Here is a 24,055-nt window from a genome sequence, read left to right on the forward strand (position 1 = left end):
TAGGCGTGGTTTTCGTTCGGGTCCAGCGTCTAAGGTGCGACCAGATACTTGAGAACGGCAAAGCCGACAATGGCGGCATAGCCAATGGGATAAATCCACTTCAGTGCGTAATTGTCGAGCGTCCGGGCCAGAGTCTCACGCCCGGACAGCTTGAGTTTGCGCAGCACCACATTGAAGACGATGATCGCACCGGTGGCCAGGAACATCCACTGCAGGATGAAATCGAGAAAGGTCAGATAACCCAGCTTTGGCAAATCCGCCGAGATCGCCCAGTTGAATGCGACAAAGACCAGCAGGTTTGCTCCTGAAATTTCGATCCGCTTTCGGTACTCGTCGAGAAAGAAGACCGACCAGCTCACCGTGATCAGCACCAGCATCGGAAGAAACACCCTTATTAGGTAATAGGTGATGTGCCTCGTTCCTTCGAACACCAGCGTGATCTGATCGCTGTCCATCCCCGAAATCCCCTGGACATTGGTCTTGATCAGGTGCGCGTTGTCTAGAATCCACTCTTCTTCGCCCAGCAAATCGCCCAGCCCGGAATAGTCGTTCAGCGGGTGATAGGTTACGAAGCTGCTGGGCAGAACCGAACCGACTTCGAACTGAAACCGCTGCCTGTCGAACGGGTATTTCCTGAAATCGAAATACGGGGCCTGCAGCGTCAGCGAGGATTTTTCGACATAGACCACGCTGCCGTCGGAACGAACGCCAGCGGCGGATTGGTGAATCCAGCGGTTCGATTGCTGGTTCTCGATCACGAAAACCGGGATGACCGCACCGGAGGTATTGGCATATTCCGCCAGCGCATCAGGTCTGAATACCCGAACCTCGCGCCCGAACTCTTCCGCGTCGAATGCCAGGGCGGGATCGATCCATTCGGCCCGGATAACCGCGACCGCGGAATAGTTTTCGGCTTTCTGATCGACATCGACGATCTGGTCGATCCTGATGCCGATGCCCACGTCAAGCGGGTTTTGCGGCACCCCGCCGACGGCTTCCAGATTTCCGGTCAGCTCGTTTTGCGCGCTGACCGGAGTGCTGGCGCCAAACAGGCCAGAAAGGGACAGAATGACCAGGCAGATGAGATGCCGAAAGGTATCAGGAATATTCATACTCAAACCACCAACAAAGGTATGGATACTGCAAAACCCCGTCGGGCGGCTTTGCGGTATCTCTGCTACTCGGTCCAAAAGATCTCGGTCAGGTCAATCGCGGCCGTGGGCGAATTGATCCACAATCCCTGCACGCCTGCTTTCGCCACGCCCGTTTTGGCGAACTGGAACAGATAGCCGTTCACATAATCTTCGGAGATCATCCGCTGTGCATCGCCCAGCAGTTTCGTGCGCTCATCCGGATCGGTCGTCTTGTTCAGGGTCTCCATCAGGGCCTGGAATTCGGGATTGTCATACTGGAAATAGTAATCAGGTCGGGCATAGATACCGATATCCATCGGTTCGGTATGGCTGACGATGGTCAGGCCGAAATCCTTGCCCTTGAACACGCTTTCCAGCCATTGCGCCCATTCCACATTGATGATCTCGGCTTTGATGCCGACCTCGGCCAGTTGCGAGGCGACGATCTCGCCGCCGCGGCGGGCATAAGAGGGCGGCGGCAGGTGCAGGGTGGTTTCAAAGCCATCGGCAAAGCCGGCCTCTGCCAACAGGGCCTTTGCCTTGTCCGGGTCATAGTTTGAATTGCCCGTCAGATCGACATAGGCCGGATTATGCGGCGCGAAATGGGTGCCGATTGGTGTGCCATAGCCGAACATTGCGCCATCGATGATGGCCTGCCGGTCAATGGCATGAGCAATGGCCTGACGTACGCGAATGTCGTCAAATGGCGGTTTCTTGTTATTGGTTGACAGGATTGTCTCGCCCTCGGTCGATCCGATCAGAACCTGAAACCTCTGGTCCGCTTCGAATTGCGGCAGGTTTTCAGGAGCGGGGAAGTTTTCGAAAGCATCCACATCCTCGGCCATCACTGCCGCAAAGGCGGCGGTCGGGTCCGAGATGAATTTGAACGTCGCTTTCTCCAGCGCCGGTTGCGCGCCCCAATAATCGGGATTGCGCTCCAGCGTGATCCGGTCTCCCTGCACCCATTCACCGAATTTGTATGCGCCGGTGCCGACCGGGTTGGTCTTGATGGTCTCAATGCTCTCGGGCGCGACGATCACCGCGTCGCCCCAGGCCATGTTGAACAGGAAATTTCCGTTCGGGCCGTCCAGCGTCACCCTTACGGTCAGCGGGTCGACAACCTCGACATTCGTAATCCCGGCAAAAAGCGCCTTTTGCGCGTTGGCGCTGTCTTCGGCGCGGGCGCGATCAAGGCTGAACTTGACGTCTTCGGCATCCATCGTGGTGCCGTCATGGAACGTTACGCCGTCGTTGAGCTTGAAAGTATAGACCGTTCCGTCGTCCGAGATCTCCCAGCTTTCCGCCAGCCCAGGCACGATCGAACCGTCGCCCTTGAACCGGGTCAGCCCTTCGAACACGTTCGTGTACACCACCGAGTCGATGGCCTGCGCGGCGGCGCTGGTCGGGTCCAGATGCGGCGGTTCAAGCTGTATCGCAATGGTGATGTCGGATTGCGCCCAACCCTGCGTTGCAAACACGCTGGCCCCCAGCGCCATCGCGGATGCGAATGCGCGAAACATCGGTTGTCCCATGAAAACTCTCCCCTTTTTTCAAATGCCCGGGCACTCGAGTCCGGCTATTTGACTATCAATCTCCCCTCAAACCTTGGGTCAATCAAGGGAATGTTGGCGCAAAACTCTTTCTTTGAAACGCCCCATCTGCTATGCCGCGCTGCAGCGAATTCAGCCCGCAGGATCAAAGATGAGCGCAACCGCACGCAAGAAAGCCCCCAACGCCGAGGATATTCGCGCCCGAAAGGGCGGCGCGCCGCTGGTCAGCCTGACCGCCTATACCACGCCGATGGCGCGGCTGATGGATGCGCATTGCGATTTCGTTCTGGTGGGGGACAGCGTCGGCATGGTGCTGCATGGGCTGACCTCGACCCTTGGCGTGACGATGGAGATGATGATCCTGCACGGGCAGGCGGTCGCGCGCGGGCTGGATCACGCAATGATGGTCATCGACATGCCGTTCGCCAGCTACGAGGAAAGCCCGGCGCATGCGTTTCGCAACGCCGCGCGGCTGATGGCTGAAACCGGTGCCGGGGCGGTCAAGCTGGAGGGCGGGGTCGAGATGGCCGAAACCATCCGCTTTCTGGTGCAGCGGGGCATCCCGGTGATGGCGCATATCGGTCTGACACCGCAATCGATCAACACGTTGGGGGGCTACAAGGTGCAGGGCCGCGACGAACAGGCACAGGCCGTGCTGGCCGACGCCCACGCCGTGGCCGAGGCCGGGGCGTTCTCGGTCGTTCTGGAAAAGGTGCCGCAGGCGCTGGCCGACCGGGTCACAGCCGAGATACCGATCCCGACCATCGGCATAGGCGCCTCGGCCGGATGTGACGGCCAGATTTTGGTGGTGGATGACATGTTGGGCTTTTTCACCGCGTTCAAGCCGAAATTCGTCAAGCGCTATGCCGAACTTGGCCCACAGGCCGAGGCGGCCATCGCCGAATATGCCGCCGAAGTGCGCGCTCGCAGCTTTCCGGCTGATGAGCATGTGTTTGCCAATCAGGCCCCGAAGAAAGGTCCTTCGACATGACAGCCCCAATTCTGCGCCGGTTGGCGGATCTGCGCGCCAGAACGGCAGCCTGGATGCGTGCGGGCGAGACCATAGGCGTCGTGCCCACCATGGGGGCGCTGCATCAGGGGCATTTGTCGCTGGCCGGGGCCGCGCGGGCCGAATGCGACCGGGTGATCGTGACGATTTTCGTGAACCCCAAGCAGTTCAACAACCCCGAGGATCTGGCGAATTACCCCCGCACCGAGGTGCAGGATGCAGAAAAGCTCGCCCCTTTCGGCGTCGACGCGATCTATGTGCCCGATCCGGACGAGATCTATCCTCGGGGATTTGCCACCAACGTCTCGGTCTCCGGTCTGACCGACGTTATGGAAGGCGAATTCCGCCCCGGCCATTTCGACGGCGTCGCCACCGTGGTGGCCAAGCTGTTTCTTCAGACGCAGGCTAGCCGGGCCTTTTTCGGCGAAAAGGACTTTCAGCAGCTGATGGTCGTCCGCCGCATGGCGCGCGATCTGGATATCCCCATTGACGTGGTTGGTTGCCCAACCGTGCGGGAATCGTCGGGGCTGGCCATGTCCTCGCGCAACCTGCGTCTGTCCGATCAGGGGCTGATCGTGGCCGCCCGGCTGAACCGGGTCATGCAATCGGTCGCGGACGCTCTGGCGCACGGCCAGCATTTCGCGCCCCTGGCCAAGGCCGGGACTGCCGAATTGCTCGACGCGGGGTTTGCTCAAATCGAATATATCGAGTTGCGCAGCGCCGAGACCCTGGCGGCGCTGGATTACCCTTCCGAACCCGCGCGCCTGTTCGCGGCCGGTTGGGTCGACGGCATCCGCCTGATCGACAATATCGAAATTCCGGCCCTCTGAACTCCGGTCTGGCGCAGCCCCGCCGCTTCGGTCTAGTGTCCTTTCCAAAAGCGAAAAGGGGAGGGTGCCGATGACCTATGTCATGGCCATCGACCAGGGAACGACATCCACAAGAGCCATATTGTTCGACCGGGACATGCGACGGGCCGCCACCGCTCAGGTTGAGTTCAGCCAATATTTCCCGCAGGAGGGCTGGGTCGAACATGACGCTGGCGAGATTTGGGACAGCGTTCTGAAAACTTGCCGCCAGGTGATGGACGAACTCGGCGTCACCCCCGCACAACTTGCCGGGATCGGGATCACCAATCAGCGCGAGACCACGGTTGTCTGGGACAAGGCGACTGGCGAACCGGTTCACCGGGCCATCGTCTGGCAGGACCGACGCACGGCGGTGATGTGCGACCGGCTGCGGCGGGCGGGATGTGAGGATGATGTCACCGCCCAGACCGGTCTGCTTCTGGACCCCTATTTCTCGGGCACCAAGGTGAAATGGATCCTCGACACCATCCCCGGTGCGCGCGAACGGGCCGAAAAGGGCGGGCTTCTGTTCGGCACCATCGACAGCTTCCTGATCTGGCGGCTGACCGAGGGCCGGACGCACGCAACCGACGCCACCAACGCCGCCCGCACCCTGCTGTTCGACATCCACCAGGGCGTATGGAGCACCGAAATCTGCGACCTGCTCGACATCCCTCAGGCAATGCTGCCGCAGGTTCACGACTGTGCATCCGATTTCGGCCACACGACCCTGTTGGGCGGCGAGATTCCGATTCTGGGCGTTGCGGGCGATCAGCAGGCGGCGACCATCGGGCAGGCCTGCTTTGCGCCGGGCATGATGAAATCGACTTATGGCACCGGCTGTTTTGCCCTGCTGAACACGGGTGCCGAACCGGTCACATCGAAAAACCGCCTGCTGACCACTATCGCCTATCAATTGGAGGGGCAGCGGACCTATGCGCTGGAAGGGTCGATCTTCATCGCCGGAGCGGCGGTGCAATGGTTGCGCGACGCCCTGCGGATCATTGACAACGCCGCTGAAAGCGGCGAACTGGCGGCACGGGCCGACCCGACGCAGCAGGTGATGCTAGTGCCCGCATTCACCGGTCTCGGAGCGCCCTATTGGAACCCCGACTGCCGGGGCGCAATGTTCGGCCTGACCCGCAATTCCGGGCGGGCAGAGATCTCCCGCGCCACGCTGGAAAGCATCGCCTATCAGACCCGCGATCTGTGGCAGGCCATGCAGGGCGACTGGGGGAGGGATGCGGATGTGATCCTGCGCGTCGACGGCGGCATGAGCGCCTCGGACTGGGCAATGCAGGGCCTGTCCGACCTGCTGGGCGCCCCTGTGGACCGGCCGGTGATGCAGGAAACCACCGCACTTGGCGCGGCGTGGCTGGCGGGGATGCGGGCGGGTGTCTATCCCGATCAGGCAGGCTTTGCCGCCAACTGGGCGCTGGACCGCCGGTTCGAACCGGAAATGGCCGAAAGCGACAGCGACGCGGCCTATGCCCGTTGGCAGAAGGCAGTTCAGGCGGCGATGATGTTCTAGTCTTTGGGATCGAGTTATGTTTTGAACCCAATTTTTTATTTTCAGCGGAGGTGGCGAAAGTCAGCAACCACTTCAGTGCAACCAATAGTCCTTCGGCACGCAATTCGTAGTCTTCGCTGCTGTGTTCTCCAATTCGTGAGCGCAATCCCGTGGACCCAGCCAGAACATGCTACTAGCATCGGTGACCGTATAGCATGAAGGGAAACGCACATGTCGAAATTCACCAAGAGAATAGCCACTCATGGGTTCGCAGCGCTTGTAATCTGCTGTTTCGCGGCGACCGCACAGGCGCAATCGGGAAGCGAGGAGATGTCGTTCTTCATCACCAGTGTGGGCAAGGGGGACGGTGCCAATCTGGGCGGGCTCGATGGCGCCGACGCGCATTGCAATGCGCTTGCCTCGGCTGCCGGTTCTTCCAAAACATTTGCGGCCTATCTGAGCACCTCAATGTCCATTGATCGCAGCACCGACCCGATGACAATCACCAATGGCATTTCTGCACGCGACCGGATCGGATCGGGTCCTTGGCACAATGCCAATGGAGAGCTCATCGCCAACAACGTCGAAGATCTGCACAGCGAGGGTGTGAACATTAATCTACAGACCGCGCTCGACGAAAATGGTAACCCTGTCAATGGACGTGGCAGTCAGCCGAACAAACATGACATTCTGACCGGCTCCGATTCCGCCGGGTACTTCTCGACGGCCGGTGGCGACACGACATGCAGCAACTGGACCTCGAATAGTGAAGACGGGTCTGCGATTGTCGGGCACCATGACCGTGCAGGTCTCAACGATGCCCGAAACATGGTGTCCTGGAACTCATCGCACGGCTCGCGCGGTTGCGGAGAAGAGCATCTGCCGCGTTCGGGCGGGGCGGGTCTATTTTACTGCTTCGCAACGGATTGATCAGGAGCCTTAGTGAATGTGTGACCCGTATTGTGCCCGGTGTTTCCGGGTCAGTCTCTGAGGCCTTGTTCCGGAAGCGGCGTTTGGATGCAAAAGTCCAATCGTCGCTTCGTCCCGCGTTGCTGGTTTGATCCCGAAATATAACGATTGAACCTATTCACCAACCCTGGCGCCTTCGGGAACGGTTCTCGGTCGCGCGTTAAGATCCGCTATCGAAAATCCCGCGATGGATTTGTATTTCTCCGCATGCGCCGCAAGCTCGGCGTGGGGGATGACCTGCCCGATGTCGTCGAAATCGCCGCCGCACAGATCCTCGACCCGTTGCAGTACCCCATCGGGGCCGCCGCCGGCGCGGTTGGCCTGACCCACGGCGGTGGTGATCGGGCGCATTTCGGCTTCATAGGCGTCCAGCGCCCGTGGGGTCACACCATGCTCCACCATCCGCGCCCCGATTGTCCGCGCGTCGACAATGGCCTGACTGGCCCCGTTCGATCCCACCGGATAGGTCGGATGCGCCGCGTCCCCCATTAACGTCACCGGGCCATGTGTCCAGTGCGCAAGCGGATCGCGGTCAACCATCGGATATTCGAAAACCTCATCCGCCCCCCGGATCAGCCCCGGCACGTCGATCCAGTCAAACACCCAATCCTCGAATTCCGGCAGGAAATCGTTGATGTCAGCGGCGCGGTTCCAGTCTTCTTTCTTCCATACCGCATCCAGCGGAAACCGCTTTTCGGCGATCCAGTTGATCTCGGCGATACCGCCCTCACCGGTATCCGAGATTGGATAGGCCACCAGGCGCAGATCGTCATGACCGATCATCACCATCGCCGCTCCGCCGAAATAGGCCGGCGCACGGGTGGTGGCGCGCCACAGCACCCGCCCGTTCCAGATCGGCGCACCCTCATCCGGATACATCTGCGCCCGGATGGCCGAGTGAATACCGTCTGCGGCGATCAGCAACGTCCCTTCGACCCTCCGCCCATCCGCCAGCAGCAGCGCGGCGCCGTCAAACCCCACCGCCCGCGCTCCGGTTTCGATACACCTTTCCCCCGCACGCTCCACCAGCGCGTGATAGAGCATCATCTGCAACAGTCCCCGATGCACCGAATATTGCGGCCAGGCATAGCCCGCCCAGGTCCCGCGCGGCTCTTCCCAGATTGTTTTGCCAAGCTTGGAATAGAACCCGTATTGCCGGGTGCGGACAGCAATCGCGTCCAGTTCATCGCCCAGGCCGAGGTCAAGCAGTTCACGCACTGCATTGGGTTGCAGGTTGATGCCCACGCCCAGCGGGCGGATATTGCGCGTGGCTTCGAAAATGCGAAAGGGCACACCGATCTGATGCAGCGTCAGCCCCAGGCTCAGTCCCGCGATACCACCGCCTGCGATAACGACCGTCATCTCGTCTCTCCCTGTGCTGCGCTCAAAGAAGCAGGTGGCAGGGCGGGGCGCAAGCCTCAGGACTTGGCCGAGATGATCAGGTCGGGCCCAAAGATCGTGTCGGCATGGTTGTGCAGATAGATTTTCAGCCACGGGGTGAACCGGTCGGGGTGGCGGTGCACTTCGGCCAGCAGATCGTGATAGTCGACCCAGCGGGTATCCATCACCTCATCCGGATTCGGCTCGACCGCCAGCGGTCCGCGGGAATGGGCGAGGAACACATCGACCACCTCGTTTTCGACCATGTCGTTGCCGACATCGGCATGGTATTCCAGCCGGTGCCTGTATTCGGGGTAAAGCCCGGTGATTCCCAATTCTTCCTTCATCCGGCGCACGGCGCAGGCGGACGAGGTCTCGTCCCAGTCGGGATGGGTGCAGCAGGTATTGGCCCACAGACCGGGCGTGTGATACTTGCCGAGCGCCCGGCGCTGCATCAGGATTTCCGTGCCGCTCACCACAAAAACCGACACCGCCTTGTGCTTGAGGCCCTTTTCGTGGGCTTCCAGCTTGTCGACCGGCACCAGTTCGCCGTCGATCCATGCCGGTATCGTGACTCCCATGTCAAACTCTCCTGTTGCCGTTCTGCCGAGCTTGCAGCGGTGACGGGCTTAGGGTTGCCGGGCTGGCTCTGTTCTTGTGTTTTTTTCAGGCTGGATATGGCCGTTTGAACCATCCGCCCTGGCAAAGTGGCGCTGTTTTGCGCGCCTTGCAATCGCACGAAAGGCCGCAGGGGGTGCTGCGGCCTTTCCGGGAAACGGGGGGCCGCCTTATTCGGTTGTCACACTTTGCAGATAGGCAAAGACGTCTGCGTTGCCCTTCTTCAGCTTGAAGGTCATCTTCGACTTGGCCGAAGTGTCGTCGAGATAGGTTTGCAGGAAACCTTTGGGGTCCGTCGTGTATTCAGTGAAAGTCGCTTCGTCCCAGACCAGGCCCTTTTCGCCGGCTTCGACGATGCTTTCGCCATACTTGAAGCCTTCTACGGTTCCTGCGGTCCGCCCGGCGATACCATAAAGGTTGGGGCCGGTTTTGCCGCCTTTCACGATTGCTTCGCCATCCGCAGGTTGGATCATGTGGCAAGCTTTGCACTTCTTGAATTCTTTTTCACCCGCAGCGGCGTCGCCTTCGGCAAAGGCGGGCGCGGCCAGAAGGCCGACAAAGGCGGTGGCAAGAATACGGTTCATAGCAGAGTCTCCAGATTTGGTTCGGCTGTCCCAAAAGGAACGCTGTCAGATGGCATAGTCAACCTGCGCGGCGATGTGTACCGGCATCTGTGTCGCACCCTTCGGGCAATCGTGGTCATTCGCCGCCCGCTCTGGATGACCAGCAAGGGATAAGATCTCCGTTTGCGGGTGTCGCGTGATAAACTGCGCGCGCAATTGCGCGCGCGACGCAAAGCGCGGCGGCATGTCCGATCTGCAGCATGTCGCGCGCAGCGTCCGTAGCCTGGCGGTCATTGGTCGAAACCGCAAAGATAAGATCGCCATCATTCGGCAAATGGGACGGGACGATGGCGCGCGCGATACCGTCATGCGCTGCCGTGGCAATGCGCTTTGCCTGCGCCTTGGTCAGCTGGGCATCGGTTGCGACAATACCGATGGTCGTGTTGGCCAGCCGTTCGAACGCCGCAGTTTTCAGGCTGGTAAAGTCGCGCCCCAGCCCCGGGCGCGGATCGGGGCCAAGCCCGCCGAACTCATCCCCGACTTCGAACGGCGCGGCCCAGAAATGCCGTCCGCCCGGCGTGGTGACATTGCCGACCGGGTTGGCCGCGACCAGCGCACCGACGGTTATGCCGGAGTCCAGCACCAGCGAGGCCGACCCCAACCCGCCCTTTTCGGTTCCGGTCAATGCCCCCATCCCGGCGCCGGCGCTGCCGATTTCGAATTCGGTACGCGCGGTTCTCAACGCCTCGCGGCCAAGGGCCGGATAGGGGTTGTCCTGCCAGTCCTTCTGCCCGCCATTGAGCAGGTCGAAAATGATTGCGGCGGGCACCAGCGGGATTCGCAGATTGTGCAGCGGAAGTCCGCGCCCCTGCTCGCGCAAGCCCGCAACCACGCCCGAGGCGGCATCCAGCCCATAGGTCGATCCGCCGGACAGAACCACCGCATCGATCTGCGTCACCATTTTGTCGGCCTCCAGCAGGTCGGTCTCGCGCGTGCCGGGCGCCCCGCCCATGACGCAGTAAGACCCGGTCAGGGCCTTCTCGCCGATCAGAACTGTCGATCCTGATTTCAGCGCATCGTCCTGCGCGTTTCCAACCCTGAGGCCGGGGACGTCGGTGATGAGATTTCGGGGGCCTGGCGTCATGGCGGTCTTTGTTCCAATGCGTTCGGGTAACTCGGATGGAATGGGTGGGGACGCTTCAGATGCAGCGTCCCCCGTCAACCTCCATCGCCACGCCGGTCACCATGCCGGCCTCGTCCGAGCACAGGAAACAGGCGGCGTTGGCCATGTCCTCTGGGGTGGAAAACCGGCCCAACGGGATGGTCGCCAGAAATTTCGCGCGCATCTCGGGCGTATCCTCGCCCAGAAATGACTTCAGCAGCGGGGTTTCCCCGGCCACCGGGCAGATCGCATTGACCCGGACGCCTGACGGTGCAAGCTCGACCGCCATGGTCTTGGTCGCGGTGATCATCCAGCCCTTGGAGGCATTGTACCAGTTCAGCTTCGGCCGCGGCGACAGCCCGGCGGTTGAGGCGACATTGAGAATGGCGCCCGAGCCGCGGTTTTTCATATGCGGCACCAGCGCGCGCGCGGTCAGATAAACCGATTTCATGTTCACTTTGAATACACGGTCGAAGTCCTGCTCGCTGACATCCTCCAGCGGCGTCGGCAGATGGGTGATACCGGCATTGTTGACCAGAATGTCGAGATGCCCGAACCAGCGCAGCGCCGCGTCGGCCATGTCCTGCACCGACGCGCCATCGGCCACGTCGACATGCACCGCCGTGGCGTCGGGGCCAAGGTTCTCGGCCATGGTTCGGGCCGCTTCGTGGTGGATGTCGGCGACCATGACCCGCGCGCCCTCGGCGATGAACTTGGCGGCGATCCCCGCTCCGAACCCCGATGCGCCGCCGGTGACGATTGCGGTTTTTCCCTCCAGCCTCATGACCTTGTGCCTCTCTTCCTATCGTTTGAGGAAAGAGTATCAACACGCCCGAAAGATGCCAGATTAATCGTCGGACACCTTGCCGCGCAGCGCCTTGACCTCGCCGCGTGCCTTCTTGGCGGCCAGACGGCGTTTCACCGATCCATAGGTCGGCTTGGTCGCGACGCGCCGTTTTGGCGCAACCAGCGCGCGCCCGATCAGTTCGGCCAACCGCTCGCGGGCAATCTCGCGGTTGCGCGCCTGCGACCGGGTCTCGTCGCATTGGATCACGATGGCCCCGTCCTTGCTCCAGCGCCGCCCGGCCAGCCGTTTCAGGCGGGCCTTGACCGGCCCCGGCAAAGATGGCGAGCGCTCGGCCTCGAACCGCAGCTCGACCGCCGTCGCAACCTTGTTCACATTCTGCCCGCCGGGACCCGAGGCGCGCACAAAGTTCTCGGTCAGTTCCCAGTCCTGCAGGGCGATTTCGTCGGTCACGTGCAACATGGGCCGGACCTTACAGGCCGGATGAAGAAACAAAAAGGGCCGCCCCGGCGGGACGGCCCTTCGAAAGTTCAGGAGGTCGGGTCGGTTAGATCAATCGACCAGCCAGGGCGAACGCCCAGCCAAGGGTTGCCCTAACAGGCGATCCCCCCGGTTGTTCCGACACCTCTCTCCAATCTCTTTCTCGACACTGGATCACCTCCTTTTCTATCTGTTGCGGTTGAAAACCAGCGTGCCACAAGTTGTGCCATTCTCAAAGCGTTTTTTTACGCGGGCCGAGCGGTCAGGCGGGCGACGATCACCTTGAACGGGATCAGGGCGATCAGGGCCAGCGACAGTTTCACCAGCCAGTCGGCAAAGGCCAGCGTCACCCACAAGGGCGCCTCGGGGCCGCTCAGCATGAAGGGCACCAGCTCCCACGCCCAGTTGATTGCCGCATCCGCATCGGCGCCAAAGATGGTGACCGAGGCCGAAAACGCGATGGTGAAGAACAGCGCCGTGTCCAGCGCCGAACCCACCAGTGTCGACACCAGCGGCGCGCGCCACCAGCGGCCGCCGCGAAACCGGTTGAACACCGCGACATCCGTCAGTTGCGCGATCAGGAACGCGGTTCCCGAGGCGACCGCGATGCGCAACGGAACGGCGGCATAGGTAAAGCCATCACCCTGCAGCATGATCTGGCTGCCGATCAGCGAACAGACGATGCCGGTCAGAAAGCCTGCGAAAACCACCCGTCTTGCCGCCGCCGCGCCATAGACGCGGTTCATCACATCGGTGACGAGAAACGCGATCGGATAGGTGAACGCGCCCCATGTCAGAAGGCCGTCGAGAATGAGGAACTGAACCAGAATGTTCGACGCCACCACGATGGTGGCCATGGCAAGGATGCCGGGGATATGCGCGCGTTTCATGTTGCGGGGTCCGTTTTGACAAGGGGGCGGCGACTTGGCCCGCTATTCTGCGGGCAAGGCGGTGATTTACCGGGTATGGCGCGCGGGTGCAAGTCAGTCGGGCAGAACGTATTCCACGATCTCGGTGCGTTGCAGCCAAAAGAAATTGTCGTCCGACACCATCGTGGCGCGCAACCTATCCTGGCCGTCGCGCCAGATCGCCAGCCCCTCCAGATTGTCGTGCGTCCCCGCGGATGTCGACAGCAGGGTTTCTTCGCCGCGAACCCCGTCATCACCAACGATCCACCGTCGAATACGGCTGCGGAATCCGAACAGGGCAAGATCGCGCTCAAGAACGTACAGCCGGCCGTCCGGCCCGAAGTCGGCCCCCACCGGCAGGAAACCTCCGTTCTGCTCCAACGTGAACGGTGTCGACCATTGCTGACCGTCCCACCTGTAGACCGGTATCAGCCCTTCGGCGGTGCGACTGCTTTCCGGCATCGTGTACAGCCTGCCACTGTCGTCGATGGCAAGGGCCTCGAACGAGCCGTTATTGGCCAGGCCGTCAAAGGCCTTCGGGCGCGGCAGCACGTTGGACCGCCCCCCGATCCTGTCGTATCTCGCGACCCGGTGCACCCGTTCGAACGAGACATAGATCGTCCCGTCCTGCGCGATCGCCAATCCTTCGGAATCACCGACCTTGGACGGCAGGATGCGGCTCTTGCTGGACCGGACGCGTTGGCGTGGCCCCCTGTCGATCTTGGTGATCACATCGCCGTTGCGGCGGAGTTCCGCCGTCAGGATAGTTGTCCGGTCACTCATAACGGTCATGCGTTGTCCGTCATCGGACACCTCAAGCGCCGACAGCCCTCCCAACCAAGGCGCTTCGCGCTTCCAGGTATAACTGCCCAGATGGGTGGCCTGTCTGACGTTGACAGCCTGCACCGACCCCGCCAGGCACAGGGCGGATATCAATCCGATTGCAAGACGGCGGCGCATTGGTTTGGCAAGTCAGCTAACACGTATTCACGGCGTTTCTTCGGCGGCGGCGCATTCGGGTCGGGCGGCGGCGGGTTCAGGATGTTGTTGACCCATTGCTGCGCTTCGGCGCAGCCATCCCCCTTGGGTGGCGGGTTCTGGTTGGCGCATCCCTTTGCCCCGCGCGGGCAGTTCAGCCGGACATGAAAGTGATAGTGATGCCCCCACCACGGACGGATCTTGCGCAGATAGGCCCGGTTGCCCTTTTCGTCGTTGCACATCTGCACCTTGGCGCCGGGAAACACGAAAATCCGGGCCACCCGCTTGTCCCTGGCCGCCTCCCGGATGATTGCGTGGTGATTGGACGTCCAGTTGCTGTTGACATAGGCGCCGTTGGCCCGGCGCAGCGAGATGGACGAGATGTTTTCCCGCGCGCGTCGGGTCAGGCGCAGATTATTGGCCGGCAGCATCCAGATATCGATGTCCAGCCCGATCTGGTGGCTGCGGTGGCCCGACAGCATCGGCCCGCCGCGCGGCTGGCTGATATCGCCGATATACAGCCCACCCCAGCCGCGTTGCTTGGCGGCAAACTTGCTAAGGTCCTGAATGAAGTCGATGGTTTCCGGATGCCCCCAGTTGCGGTTGCGCGACAGCCGCATGGCCTGCCAGGTCGGGCCGGTTTCCGGCAATTGCACCGACCCCGCCGCGCATCCCTTGGCATAGCTGCCGTAAGCGGCGGGTTTTTGCCGGGAGGCCTGCTGTTTTGCTCCGAACAGCTCTTTGGCGAGAGGGGCGGCACTGGTGGCGCTAGCCAGAATCGAAATCCCGACTACTGCGAAAATGCGTAATAAAATCATTGCTTCTGGTCCCCTTCCGGTCTGACCCAACGCATCAGGAACAGACCCAGAATAAACAACGCCACGATCGGAGAAACCCCCAACCGCGCGCTACCGGTGCTGACGGTGGCGATATCGATCAAAAGCGGCGCGGCAAAGGCGGTGGCACGGCCCGACAGGCCGTAAAGGCCAAAGCTTTCGACCGGTGCCTGCGGATCGGTGTGGCGCACCATCATCGACCGGCTTGCCGATTGCAGGATGCCGCCCATGCCGCCAATCAGAATGCCGCAGCCAAAAAATACCGTGTCGGGCAAGGTCGACCCTTCGGGCAGCGCGATGCCGTAAATCTGCGTTCTGTCCATCGACACGATGGTGGTGCAGACCAGGATCAGCACCCAGATCGCAACCAGGATCACCGGTCTGGGGCCGAACCGGCGATCCAGCTTGCCTCCGACCCAGGCAAAGACCGCGGAGGCGAGCACGCTGACGATGCCGAAGACGCCGATCCTGATCAGGTCCCATTCCAACACCAGCCGGGCATAGACGCCTCCGAAACTGTAAAGCCCGTTCAGCGCGTCGCGATAGAACATCGACGACCCCAGATAGGCCGTCAGGCTGGTGCGGTGGCGCAGATTCGACACCGACTGGCCCAGCAGGCGCATTGCTTCACCGAAACTGCCCTTGCGGTCGCCGCGGTCCTCGTCCCGGACCCACAGAAAATAGGGCACCATGAACAGGATGAACCATCCGGCGGTGAAAGGGCCGACAAAGCGGGTTCCCTCACGCTGCCCAGCGTCCAGACCGAACATCGGCTCCACTCCGATCAGCGTCCTGCCGTTGGGCTGCTCGACGAACAGCGCCAGCATGATCGCCAGCGACAGCAACCCGCCGAAATACCCGAACGCAAAACCCGATCCCGAGATTTCCCCCACCTCGTGTTCGTCCCCCAGATCGGGCAACTGCGAATTGATGAAGATCAGCGCATATTCGGCGCCAACAAAGCCCAGTCCAAAGGCCGACAGCATCAGCCACATGTTCGACCCGTCCGGCATCGTGTACCACAAAGCCGCAGAGCCCGCCGCATACATCACCGAAAAGGCGAGAATATAGGGGATGCGCCGCCCCGACACATCTGCAAGCGCGCCCAGAAGAGGTGCACCGAAAGCGATGATCAGACCGGTAATGGTCAGGCATCGTGCCCAAACGCTTTGCGCCCGCGCCGCTGCGTTTTGCGCATCCAGGCCGGTGCCCGCGAAATACTCGGCGGCGACACCCGCGAAATAGGGACCGAAGACAAAAGTGACCAGCAACGTATGATAGGGCTGGCTGGCCCAATCGAAGAACCACCACCCCCAAATACGCCTGCGTCTGGAAACCGCCGCCATTCCTGCCCCTCCTGCCTTTTATTCTCCTTATGCGGGCAGTGGGCGGGCCGAAGCAAGCTTTTCAATGCCCACATGCCCAATCCGGAGATCCGATTGTCATTTGAAGGCGAATTGGAAACTATTTCCACGGCTCTGGACTATTGTTCTCATGACGTGGGGTCACAGGAAAAAATGATGATATTTTCTGTACTTCCGTCAAAGTTCCGCCACAGTCGCGGTCTAGTGGCGGCGTACTCAAAAATCGTGTTTTTTGGATTCCGCTCAGTGAGGTTCCCCTCATGACGACGTTCTCAGATAGGTTGTGTGATGGTCGCCGCAAACCATCCGAAACCTCCCGCTTGACGATCAGGGGTTTTTTTCGGGCCGAACGCGGTTCGATGACCATCCTTGGCCTGTTCCTGTTCCTGATCATCCTGATCACGGTCGGGCTTGGCGTTGACCTGATGCGGTTCGAGCGGGAACGGGTTCTGTTGCAATCGACCCTCGACCGCGCGACCCTGGGGGCAGCGGATCTTGATCAGACACTCGACCCCAAGGTTGTCGTCAGGGACTATCTTGAGAAAGCGGGCCTTGGCGACCGGTTGAGGGGAGAGCCCATTGTCGAAGAGGGTTTGGGCTTTCGCAAGATTACCGCAGTGGCGGAAACTGTCGTGCCTACGCATTTCATGCATATGTCCGGCGTGGATAGCCTGAATGCGGTCGCGGGCAGCGTTGCCGAGGAATCGATCGGTGCGGTCGAGATTTCGCTGGTGCTGGATATCTCGGGGTCGATGGCGGATGCCAGCCGGGACGGCAGCACCAAGATCGCGTTGCTGCAAAGCGCGGCAAAGGATTTTGTTGATCTGCTGCTGGAAAAATCGGAAAACGACGAAACGTCGATCTCGATCGTGCCCTATGCCACTCAGGTCAACGCGGGCAAGACCCTGTTGGACCAGTTCACAAACGTCACGCAGGAACATGACTATTCCCATTGCGTGAACTTCATTCCGGAACAGTTCAGCGATACCGATCTGGATCGTGACGACAAACTGGACCGAACGGCACATTTCGATCCGTGGACGGTTTCGGAAGGTTCGATTGAAATCCCTGCCTGCCCCATTCGCGCGGGTTCGGAAATAACCGTGATGTCCAACAGCGCCACGAAACTCAAGGATCACATTGGTGCGCTTACGGCTTTGGGCAGCACCTCGATCGAGATCGGCATGAAATGGGGCGTCGCGCTGTTGGATCCCAGCATGAAGGATATCGTCAGCAATCTCAGCGGCGGTGGCGTCGTTCCGGCTGAATTCGCAAGCCGCCCGACCGAATATGACGAGGACGTGATCAAGGTGGTGATTGTCATGACGGACGGGGAAAACACCGACCAGCCATGGCTCAACCCTTCTATGCGTTCAGGCCTTTCGAATGTCTGGTACAACGCCGAGGCGGATCAGTACTCGGCGTATAAATCCAGCGGAAAACTTCGGTATTTTTGGCCTGACCGCGAATATAAAACGTATGATGGTTACGGCTATTGGAACGATTACGGCAGTGTATGGTCCGACCACCCTTACGGTGACGACGAACTTGGCGATGCCGTCCAACTCACCTATCCCGAGTTGTTCAATCGTGCGTCAATGTGGTTCAACGCCGGCCACAATCAGGCGTTTTCTCCGAGCTATCCGAACAGATGGTACACGGCAGCCGTCAATTGGATCAACGCGACCGCCAAGGATCAGCGCACCAAGAACATCTGCAGGATCGCCAAAAGACAGGGTATCATCATCTATGGAATCGCCTTCGAAGCCCCCGCGAACGGCCTGAAAGTCATCGAAAACTGCGCCAGTTCCGACAGCCATGTCTATGATGTGGACGGGCTGGATATCGAAAAGGCGTTTGTGTCCATCGCTTCCTCGATCCAGAAACTGCGCCTGACGCAGTGACACGCACATGCAGGGTTGCTCTTTTGGCCGGGGCTGCTTAGGTCTCGGCTAATCTGAAAACGGAGTACCCATGCTGTCGCTGATCCAAATCCTGCTTTTGATTCTGGACATTGTCTGGTTCTTCATTCTGGCGCATGTGATCATGAGCTGGCTGATCAATTTTCAGGTCCTGAACCTGCACCAGCAATTCGTGGCGCAGATCTGGTATGGGCTGAACCGCATACTTGAGCCGATTTATGGACCCATCCGCCGTATCCTGCCGCCGATGGGCGGCATCGACCTGACGCCGCTCGTGGTGCTGATCGGCGTCTATGCGCTGCGGATCGTCATCGTGAACAACGCGGTCTATTTTTATTGAACGCTCCGGGGCCTTGTTCACTGAATCTTAGTATGTGAAACTGCCCGCCAAGAGCAGACCGACAAGATTTGAACAGGGCCACCCGAACATGCTGGACGCCGCGCCACTGCTGCGAGATGTCTTTGGATTCGATGAATTCCGCGCCGGTCAGGCGGAAATCGTCGATGCGGTGACAGCGGGCGAAAACGTGCTGGCCATCATGCCGACCGGCGGTGGCAAGTCGCTCTGTTTCCAGCTTCCGGCGCTGATGCGCGATGGGGTGACGGTCGTCATCTCGCCGCTCATCGCCCTGATGCGCGATCAGGTCCGCGCCCTGCAAGAGGCCGGAGTCGAGGCCGGGGCGCTGACCTCGGGCAACACGGCCGAGGAAACCGATGCGGTCTGGGACGCGCTCGAGGCGGGGCGGCTGAAACTTCTCTACATGGCGCCGGAACGGCTGGCGGCGGGCTCTGCCATGGGCATGTTGCGTCGGATCGGCGTTAGCTTCATCGCCGTGGACGAGGCCCATTGCGTCAGCCAGTGGGGTCACGATTTCCGCCCCGACTACCTGCGGATCGGAGAGTTGCGGCGTGCACTCGGCGTGCCCCTGGCCGCCTTCACCGCCACGGCGGATGCCGAAACCCGGGACGAGATCGTCGAAAAGCTGTTCGACGGGCAATCCCCCCGCACCTTTCTGCGCGGGTTCGACCGGCCCAACATCCATCTGGCCTTCGCCGCCAAGGACAGCCCGCGCCGGCAGATCCTCGATTTTGCCGAAGCGCGCCGGGGCCAGTCCGGCATCGTCTATTGCGGCACCCGCAACAAGACCGAGGTGCTGGCCCGCGCGCTGCGCGAGGATGGTCACAACGCCTGCCACTATCACGGCGGGATGGAGGCCGAGGACCGCCGCATCGTCGAAACCCGCTTTGCCCGCGAGGACGGGTTGATCGTGGTGGCCACCGTTGCCTTCGGCATGGGTATCGACAAGCCCGACATCCGCTGGGTCGCCCATGCCGACCTGCCCAAATCGATCGAGGCCTATTACCAGGAAATCGGCCGCGCCGGGCGTGATGGCGCGCCGGCCGAAACCCTGACCCTGTTCGGCCCCGACGATATTCGCCTGCGCCGGTCCCAGATCGACGAGGGGCTGGCCCCGCCCGGACGCCGCGCTGCCGATCATGCGCGGCTCAACGCCCTGCTGGGACTGGCCGAGGCGCTGGATTGCCGGCGTCAGACCCTGCTGGGTTATTTCGGAGAGCAGGCGGAGCCTTGCGGCAAATGCGACCTCTGCGACAGCCCGGCGGATGTGTTCGACGGCACCACCCCGGTGCGCATGGCGCTGTCGGCCATATTGCGGACCGAGGAATGGTTTGGCGCCGGTCACCTGATCGACATCCTGACCGGTAATGAAACCGACAAGATACGCGCCCGCCGACATGATAACCTGCCCACCTATGGCGTCGGCAAGGCCTGGACGCGCCCTCAGTGGCAGGCGATTTTCCGGCAGATGATGGGCCACGATCTGATCCGTCCCGACCCCGAACGCCACGGTGCTCTGCGCATGACCGAGGCCGCCAGACCGATCCTCAAGGCCGAAGCAACGATCCGCCTGCGCAAGGACACGATCAACAAGGCCACCCGCCGCCCCGCGGTCAGAACGATGGTCAGCGAAGAGGACGCGCCGCTGCTGTCGGCGCTCAAGGCCAGGCGCCGTGCGCTGGCCGAAGCCGCCCGCGTGCCCGCCTATGTTATTTTCCCCGACCGGACGCTGATCGAAATGGCCGAGCGGCGGCCGCAATCGCTTGACGACATGGCCCGCGTCAGCGGTGTCGGCGCGAAAAAACTCGAGCGCTATGGCGCGACCTTTCTGGAGGTTATTTCCGGCGACGCGGCGGCGCTGCATCCGGCGCGGCGCAAACTGGCCGGTCGGGAAACGGCGGGGGTCTATGACCGGCTGCTCGAGGTGCAGTCGGAGCTGGCGCGCGGCCCCGAGGGTATCGACAAGCCGCTGACCTGCTCCGCTTCGCAACTGGCAAAGGTGGCGCAACTGCGCCCCGACGACACGCGGACGCTGGAACAGGTGCTGGGCGAACGCCGTGCGGAACGGTTCGGCGCCGCCTTTCTGGACGTCCTGCGGGCAGCGGGCTAGATACGTCCGAATGGCAGGAACCAAAGGGGGCGGATATGCTGGTGGTGATCTCTCCGGCCAAGCGGCTGGACTGGGCGGAACGGGATGTCGCGGTGACCGAACCCGCCTTCCAGGCGGATGCGGTCCGGCTGGCAAAAACCGCCCGCAACCTGACGCTGGGCGATTTGAAGAAACTGATGAGCCTCAGCGACGATCTGGCCCGCCTGAACCGCGACCGCTTTCAGGTTTTTGCCGACGCCCCCTCTGACGATGTTACCCGCCCGGCCGCGCTGGCCTTTGCCGGTGACACCTATCAGGGCCTGGAAGCCGCATCGCTCGACGCCGAGGAAATGAATTGGGCGCAGGATCACCTGCGCATTCTTTCCGGGCTTTACGGCGTGTTGCGGCCCCTCGATGCCATGCAGGCCTATCGGCTTGAAATGGGCAGCAGGCTGAAAACCCGGCGCGGAAAGAACCTGTATGAATATTGGCGCGACCAGCTCAGCAAGGCGCTCAACCATCAGGCCGACCGGATCGGCACCGACATTCTGGTCAACTGCGCCAGCCAGGAATATTTCGGCGCGGTCGATCTCAAGGCGCTCAAACTGCGTGTGATCACCCCCGTTTTCATGGAGGACAAGGACGGCGCGCCCAAAATCGTCAGCTTCTTTGCCAAGAAGGCGCGTGGCGCGATGGCGCGATATGTGATTCAGCACCGGCTGACCGACCCGGCCTCGCTTACCGATTTCGACACCGGCGGATATGTCCACCGTCCCGACCTGTCCGAACCCGACAGGCCGGTCTTTGTGCGCCCCTATCAGGCGGGGCCGGACAGCATTGACGGATCATAGGACACCAGCTCGACGGTGTTGCCCTCGGGGTCCTGCGTAAAGATGCCCCGCCAGCCGATCCAGCCGAACTGTTCCACCCGATAGGGCTGGCCGATGCGATCGTACCAGCGCATCACCGCCGCCTGCTCGTCGAACGGCAGCGACAGCGCGATATGGTGCAATGCCGAACTGCCGCCCGTGACCGGCCCGCCACGGGATGCGGCGCCGTCATCGAACAGCGCCAGCACGGTGGTATGCCCGCCGAACCCCTCGGCGATCCGGAAAAAGGTGATGGCGCTGTTATGGTCGCCATTCAGCCGCTCCAACCCGATCACGGTTTCATAGAATGCAACCATTGCCGCCATATCGGCGCAACGGATGGCGATTTCACCCAGGGCTCTGGGCCGGAATCCTCGGTCTTCGGTCATGGGGCAAGGCTATGCCCGGTCAGGCCGGTGGGCAAGCCGTCGAGACGTCAGGCGGGGTCACCGGGCGGGCGTCGGGCGGCTGATACGCGACGATCTTGTCGTGGATCAGTGCCTTGTGCAGCGGCTTGGTCAGATGGTGATCCAGACCGGCTGCCAGAATCTCTTCGGTGTCGCAGGCCATGGCATGCGCGGTCAGCGCGACGATGGGCACGCGCCGCCCGCTTTTGGCTTCCAATCGGCGGATTTCGCCGGTGGCCTGTTTGCCGTCCATCTTCGGCATCGAAATATCCATGAAAATCAGGTCGGGTGCGAATTCGGCAAAGGCCTCCACGGCTTCCTGACCATCGCCTGCAAACCGCAGATCGATATCCAGATCCTTGATCATCCTGCTCAGAACCAGCCGGTTGGTCCTGTTGTCCTCAGCCGCCAGAATCCGCATGGCGCGGCGCTGTTGCAGGGGCGCGTCCCGCTCAGGCCCGGCAACCGTTTGCCCACGGGTATCCGGCACCCGAATCCGATCAAACACCGAGGCGCCCAGCGCGTCGAGGCGCGAAAAAAGCTCTGCCCGGAGGACCGGTTTTTGCATGACCCCCTGTATCAGATGCCGATCCGCATCGCCGCGAACCGCGCCGGGATTCGCGGTCACGATGACGATCGGCACCTCATTCCACCCCCGCTCGCGCATCAGGCGCGCCATTTCCATCCCCTCAAGATCGGGCATGTGGTGATCGCTGAGGATCAGATCGACGCTGTCATCCAGTCGTTCCAGCGCTTCGACCCCCGACTGGCATACCGTCACCTTCGCTCCCAATCTGCCAAGCTGTTTTGCCAGAATGGCCCGGTTGACCGCCAGATCGTCCACCACCATGACGTGATGCAGACGCTCCTTCAGGCAGGGTGGCACCGGTTGCGGTCCCTCGGCTGTGGGCAGGGTGATCCGGAACCCGAAACAGGCGCCTTGTCCCTCCTCGCTTTCGACCCAGATCTTACCGTCCATCATCTCGATCAGCCGCCGGGAAATGGACAGCCCCAACCCGGTGCCTTCGAAGGCGCGGTTGCGTTGGTCACAGACCTGGTTGAACTCTCCGAATATGTGGCCGATCTTCGATTCGGCGATACCGATCCCGGTATCCTCGACCGCCACATGGATGGAGCATGTTCCGTTTTCGGGATCAGGAACCCCGGTGACCCGGATCAGCACATGGCCCTTTGCGGTGAATTTCACCGCATTGCCCATCAGATTCGTCAGCACCTGTCGGATACGGCCGGGGTCGCCGACAAACAGCGTCGGCAGGAACAGGTCATAATCCACCAGAAACGACAGACCCTTTTCCCGGATCGTCGGCTGCAACAGCATGACGATTTCGTGGATGCAACGCTCAAGATCGAAGCTTTCGGGATACAGCACCAGCCTGTCAGCCTCGATCTTGGAATAGTCCAGCACGTCGTTGATGATGACCAGCAACGCCTCGCCCGAGTTCCGGATCGTGTCGACATAGGTCTGCTGTTCCTCGTCCAGCGCGGTATCGGTCAGCAGTTCCGACATGCCGACGATCCCGTTCATCGGCGTGCGGATCTCATGGCTCATATTGGCCAGAAAGGCGGATTTCGCGCGGTTCGCCGCCTCGGCCTTTTCCCGGGCCGAGTGCAACTCGGCCTCATGACGGACGGACGCGGTAATGTTGAGCGCCAGGCTGACGACGTCGCCGCCGTGTCCGCGCTGGTCGATCAGCTTGATATACTGTTGGTTCCACAACTGAATCACGGTGGACTCGGGACTGGCCGACAGCCAGCGTTGACGCATCGTGTCGCGCCATTCGGATGCGGGCTGCACGCCCAGGTCGACCAGCCCTTCATCCGTCATGATCTCAAGAAGGCGCATATAGGATATGCCGGGCGCGACCTCGTCCAGACCGTCGAACACGCTCAGATAGGCGGCATTGGCGCCGATCAGCCGGTGTTCGGCGTCGAAAAAGGCAAACCCGTCCTGAATGGTCTGAATCGAATGCCACAACCGGCGTTCCGCCACCTCGATCTTGGCGTTGGCGACCGTCAGGTCGGATTTTACTTTTTCGTTCTCGTGTCGCACGGTGGCGACTTCGGCCCGGGTCTCGCCGATCTGCTTGGTCAGCGCCATCGCATGCTGGCCAAGTTTGCGGTTTGCGGCGGACAATTCCGCCTGTTTGAGGTCCAGCAGACGCTCGGCGGCCAGTCGCGCGCGGCGTTCCTCGGCCAATTTTCCGGCAAGGCTCATTGAACGGGTTCCCTGACAATCCTGGACCAGCATGAGGTGGTTTGGTGAAAAACTGTTTAAA

Annotated in this window: 22 protein-coding genes; 8 read left to right on the forward strand and 14 right to left on the reverse strand. The window is 61.3% G+C overall.

The genetic code is table 11. From position 1 onward, the window contains the following. Positions 1 to 29 precede the first annotated feature (29 nt). Together ACR0AO_RS11640 and ACR0AO_RS11645 are read right to left on the reverse strand one after the other, a co-directional pair. Positions 30 to 1,112 carry a ligand-gated ion channel gene (locus tag ACR0AO_RS11640; protein ID WP_480603578.1) on the reverse strand — a complete coding sequence of 361 codons (1,083 nt, stop codon included), beginning with the start codon at positions 1,110 to 1,112 and terminating at the stop codon, positions 30 to 32. A 65-nt stretch (positions 1,113 to 1,177) separates the two neighbouring features. Next, positions 1,178 to 2,665: an ABC transporter substrate-binding protein gene (locus tag ACR0AO_RS11645; RefSeq protein WP_480603580.1), complete on the reverse strand. Its 1,488-nt coding sequence runs from the start codon at positions 2,663 to 2,665 to the stop codon at positions 1,178 to 1,180. Between the two features lie 169 nt (positions 2,666 to 2,834). Here ACR0AO_RS11645 and panB point away from each other — a divergent pair, with 169 nt between their 5' ends. The 4 genes from panB (at position 2,835) to ACR0AO_RS11665 (ending at position 6,980) form a co-directional block, all read left to right on the forward strand. Beyond that, positions 2,835 to 3,674: a 3-methyl-2-oxobutanoate hydroxymethyltransferase gene (panB, locus tag ACR0AO_RS11650; protein WP_480603582.1), complete on the forward strand. Its 840-nt coding sequence runs from the start codon at positions 2,835 to 2,837 to the stop codon at positions 3,672 to 3,674. Next, the gene (gene panC, locus ACR0AO_RS11655) at positions 3,671 to 4,522 is read left to right on the forward strand and encodes a pantoate--beta-alanine ligase (protein WP_480603584.1); all 852 of its coding nucleotides are present in this window, start codon (positions 3,671 to 3,673) and stop codon (positions 4,520 to 4,522) included. The genes panB and panC overlap by 4 nt, the downstream gene beginning before the upstream one ends. A gap of 70 nt (positions 4,523 to 4,592) precedes the next feature. Beyond that, on the forward strand, positions 4,593 to 6,071 hold the full coding sequence (gene glpK, locus ACR0AO_RS11660; RefSeq protein ID WP_480603585.1) for a glycerol kinase GlpK: 1,479 nt from the start codon (positions 4,593 to 4,595) through the stop codon (positions 6,069 to 6,071). A gap of 210 nt (positions 6,072 to 6,281) precedes the next feature. After that, a complete protein-coding gene (locus tag ACR0AO_RS11665; RefSeq protein ID WP_480603587.1) occupies positions 6,282 to 6,980 on the forward strand; it encodes a hypothetical protein in 699 nt (232 codons plus the stop codon). Between the two features lie 153 nt (positions 6,981 to 7,133). Here ACR0AO_RS11665 and ACR0AO_RS11670 read toward each other — a convergent pair whose 3' ends face one another. From ACR0AO_RS11670 to ACR0AO_RS11715, 10 genes are all read right to left on the reverse strand, one after another. Further along, a complete protein-coding gene (locus tag ACR0AO_RS11670) occupies positions 7,134 to 8,381 on the reverse strand; it encodes a flavin-dependent oxidoreductase (RefSeq protein WP_480603589.1) in 1,248 nt (415 codons plus the stop codon). Positions 8,382 to 8,437: 56 nt separating this feature from the next. Further along, on the reverse strand, positions 8,438 to 8,980 hold the full coding sequence (gene idi / locus ACR0AO_RS11675) for an isopentenyl-diphosphate Delta-isomerase (protein WP_480603591.1): 543 nt from the start codon (positions 8,978 to 8,980) through the stop codon (positions 8,438 to 8,440). 207 nt (positions 8,981 to 9,187) lie between these two features. Further along, entirely contained in the window at positions 9,188 to 9,601 is a 414-nt protein-coding gene (locus ACR0AO_RS11680; RefSeq protein ID WP_480603593.1) for a c-type cytochrome, read from the reverse strand. Between the two features lie 115 nt (positions 9,602 to 9,716). Further along, on the reverse strand, positions 9,717 to 10,724 hold the full coding sequence (locus tag ACR0AO_RS11685) for a P1 family peptidase (protein ID WP_480603595.1): 1,008 nt from the start codon (positions 10,722 to 10,724) through the stop codon (positions 9,717 to 9,719). Between the two features lie 55 nt (positions 10,725 to 10,779). Further along, positions 10,780 to 11,526 carry an SDR family oxidoreductase gene (locus ACR0AO_RS11690; protein ID WP_480603596.1) on the reverse strand — a complete coding sequence of 249 codons (747 nt, stop codon included), beginning with the start codon at positions 11,524 to 11,526 and terminating at the stop codon, positions 10,780 to 10,782. A 63-nt stretch (positions 11,527 to 11,589) separates the two neighbouring features. After that, positions 11,590 to 12,009: an alternative ribosome rescue aminoacyl-tRNA hydrolase ArfB gene (gene arfB / locus ACR0AO_RS11695; protein ID WP_480603598.1), complete on the reverse strand. Its 420-nt coding sequence runs from the start codon at positions 12,007 to 12,009 to the stop codon at positions 11,590 to 11,592. Positions 12,010 to 12,272: 263 nt separating this feature from the next. Further along, positions 12,273 to 12,917, reverse strand: coding sequence for a queuosine precursor transporter (locus tag ACR0AO_RS11700; protein WP_480603600.1), 645 nt, complete (start codon positions 12,915 to 12,917; stop codon positions 12,273 to 12,275). A 93-nt stretch (positions 12,918 to 13,010) separates the two neighbouring features. Beyond that, positions 13,011 to 13,895, reverse strand: coding sequence for an esterase-like activity of phytase family protein (locus ACR0AO_RS11705; protein WP_480603601.1), 885 nt, complete (start codon positions 13,893 to 13,895; stop codon positions 13,011 to 13,013). Beyond that, a complete protein-coding gene (mepA, locus tag ACR0AO_RS11710; protein WP_480603602.1) occupies positions 13,868 to 14,731 on the reverse strand; it encodes a penicillin-insensitive murein endopeptidase in 864 nt (287 codons plus the stop codon). The genes ACR0AO_RS11705 and mepA overlap by 28 nt, the downstream gene beginning before the upstream one ends. Continuing rightward, the gene (locus ACR0AO_RS11715; RefSeq protein ID WP_480603604.1) at positions 14,728 to 16,095 is read right to left on the reverse strand and encodes an MFS transporter; all 1,368 of its coding nucleotides are present in this window, start codon (positions 16,093 to 16,095) and stop codon (positions 14,728 to 14,730) included. Before ACR0AO_RS11715 ends, mepA begins: the two co-directional genes overlap by 4 nt. 377 nt (positions 16,096 to 16,472) lie before the next feature. Between ACR0AO_RS11715 and ACR0AO_RS11720 the strand changes: the two genes are divergently transcribed. The 4 genes from ACR0AO_RS11720 (at position 16,473) to yaaA (ending at position 21,333) form a co-directional block, all read left to right on the forward strand. Then, complete coding sequence (locus tag ACR0AO_RS11720; RefSeq protein WP_480603606.1) at positions 16,473 to 18,017, forward strand: pilus assembly protein TadG-related protein; 1,545 nt, start codon at positions 16,473 to 16,475, stop codon at positions 18,015 to 18,017. 70 nt (positions 18,018 to 18,087) lie between these two features. Beyond that, positions 18,088 to 18,375 carry a YggT family protein gene (locus tag ACR0AO_RS11725; protein ID WP_480603608.1) on the forward strand — a complete coding sequence of 96 codons (288 nt, stop codon included), beginning with the start codon at positions 18,088 to 18,090 and terminating at the stop codon, positions 18,373 to 18,375. 88 nt (positions 18,376 to 18,463) lie between these two features. Beyond that, positions 18,464 to 20,503, forward strand: a complete 2,040-nt coding sequence (gene recQ, locus ACR0AO_RS11730; protein WP_480603609.1) for a DNA helicase RecQ — start codon at positions 18,464 to 18,466, stop codon at positions 20,501 to 20,503. Between the two features lie 35 nt (positions 20,504 to 20,538). Continuing rightward, positions 20,539 to 21,333 (forward strand): peroxide stress protein YaaA, encoded by a 795-nt coding sequence (gene yaaA, locus ACR0AO_RS11735; protein WP_480603611.1) that lies wholly within the window; start codon positions 20,539 to 20,541, stop codon positions 21,331 to 21,333. Here yaaA and ACR0AO_RS11740 read toward each other — a convergent pair. Then, a complete protein-coding gene (locus ACR0AO_RS11740) occupies positions 21,300 to 21,740 on the reverse strand; it encodes a VOC family protein (protein WP_480603613.1) in 441 nt (146 codons plus the stop codon). The genes yaaA and ACR0AO_RS11740 overlap by 34 nt on opposite strands. 19 nt (positions 21,741 to 21,759) lie before the next feature. Further along, positions 21,760 to 23,994 carry a response regulator gene (locus ACR0AO_RS11745; RefSeq protein ID WP_480603616.1) on the reverse strand — a complete coding sequence of 745 codons (2,235 nt, stop codon included), beginning with the start codon at positions 23,992 to 23,994 and terminating at the stop codon, positions 21,760 to 21,762. Between the last annotated feature and the right edge of the window lie 61 nt (positions 23,995 to 24,055).

It is taken from the genome of Ruegeria sp. AF8 (assembly GCF_056541825.1).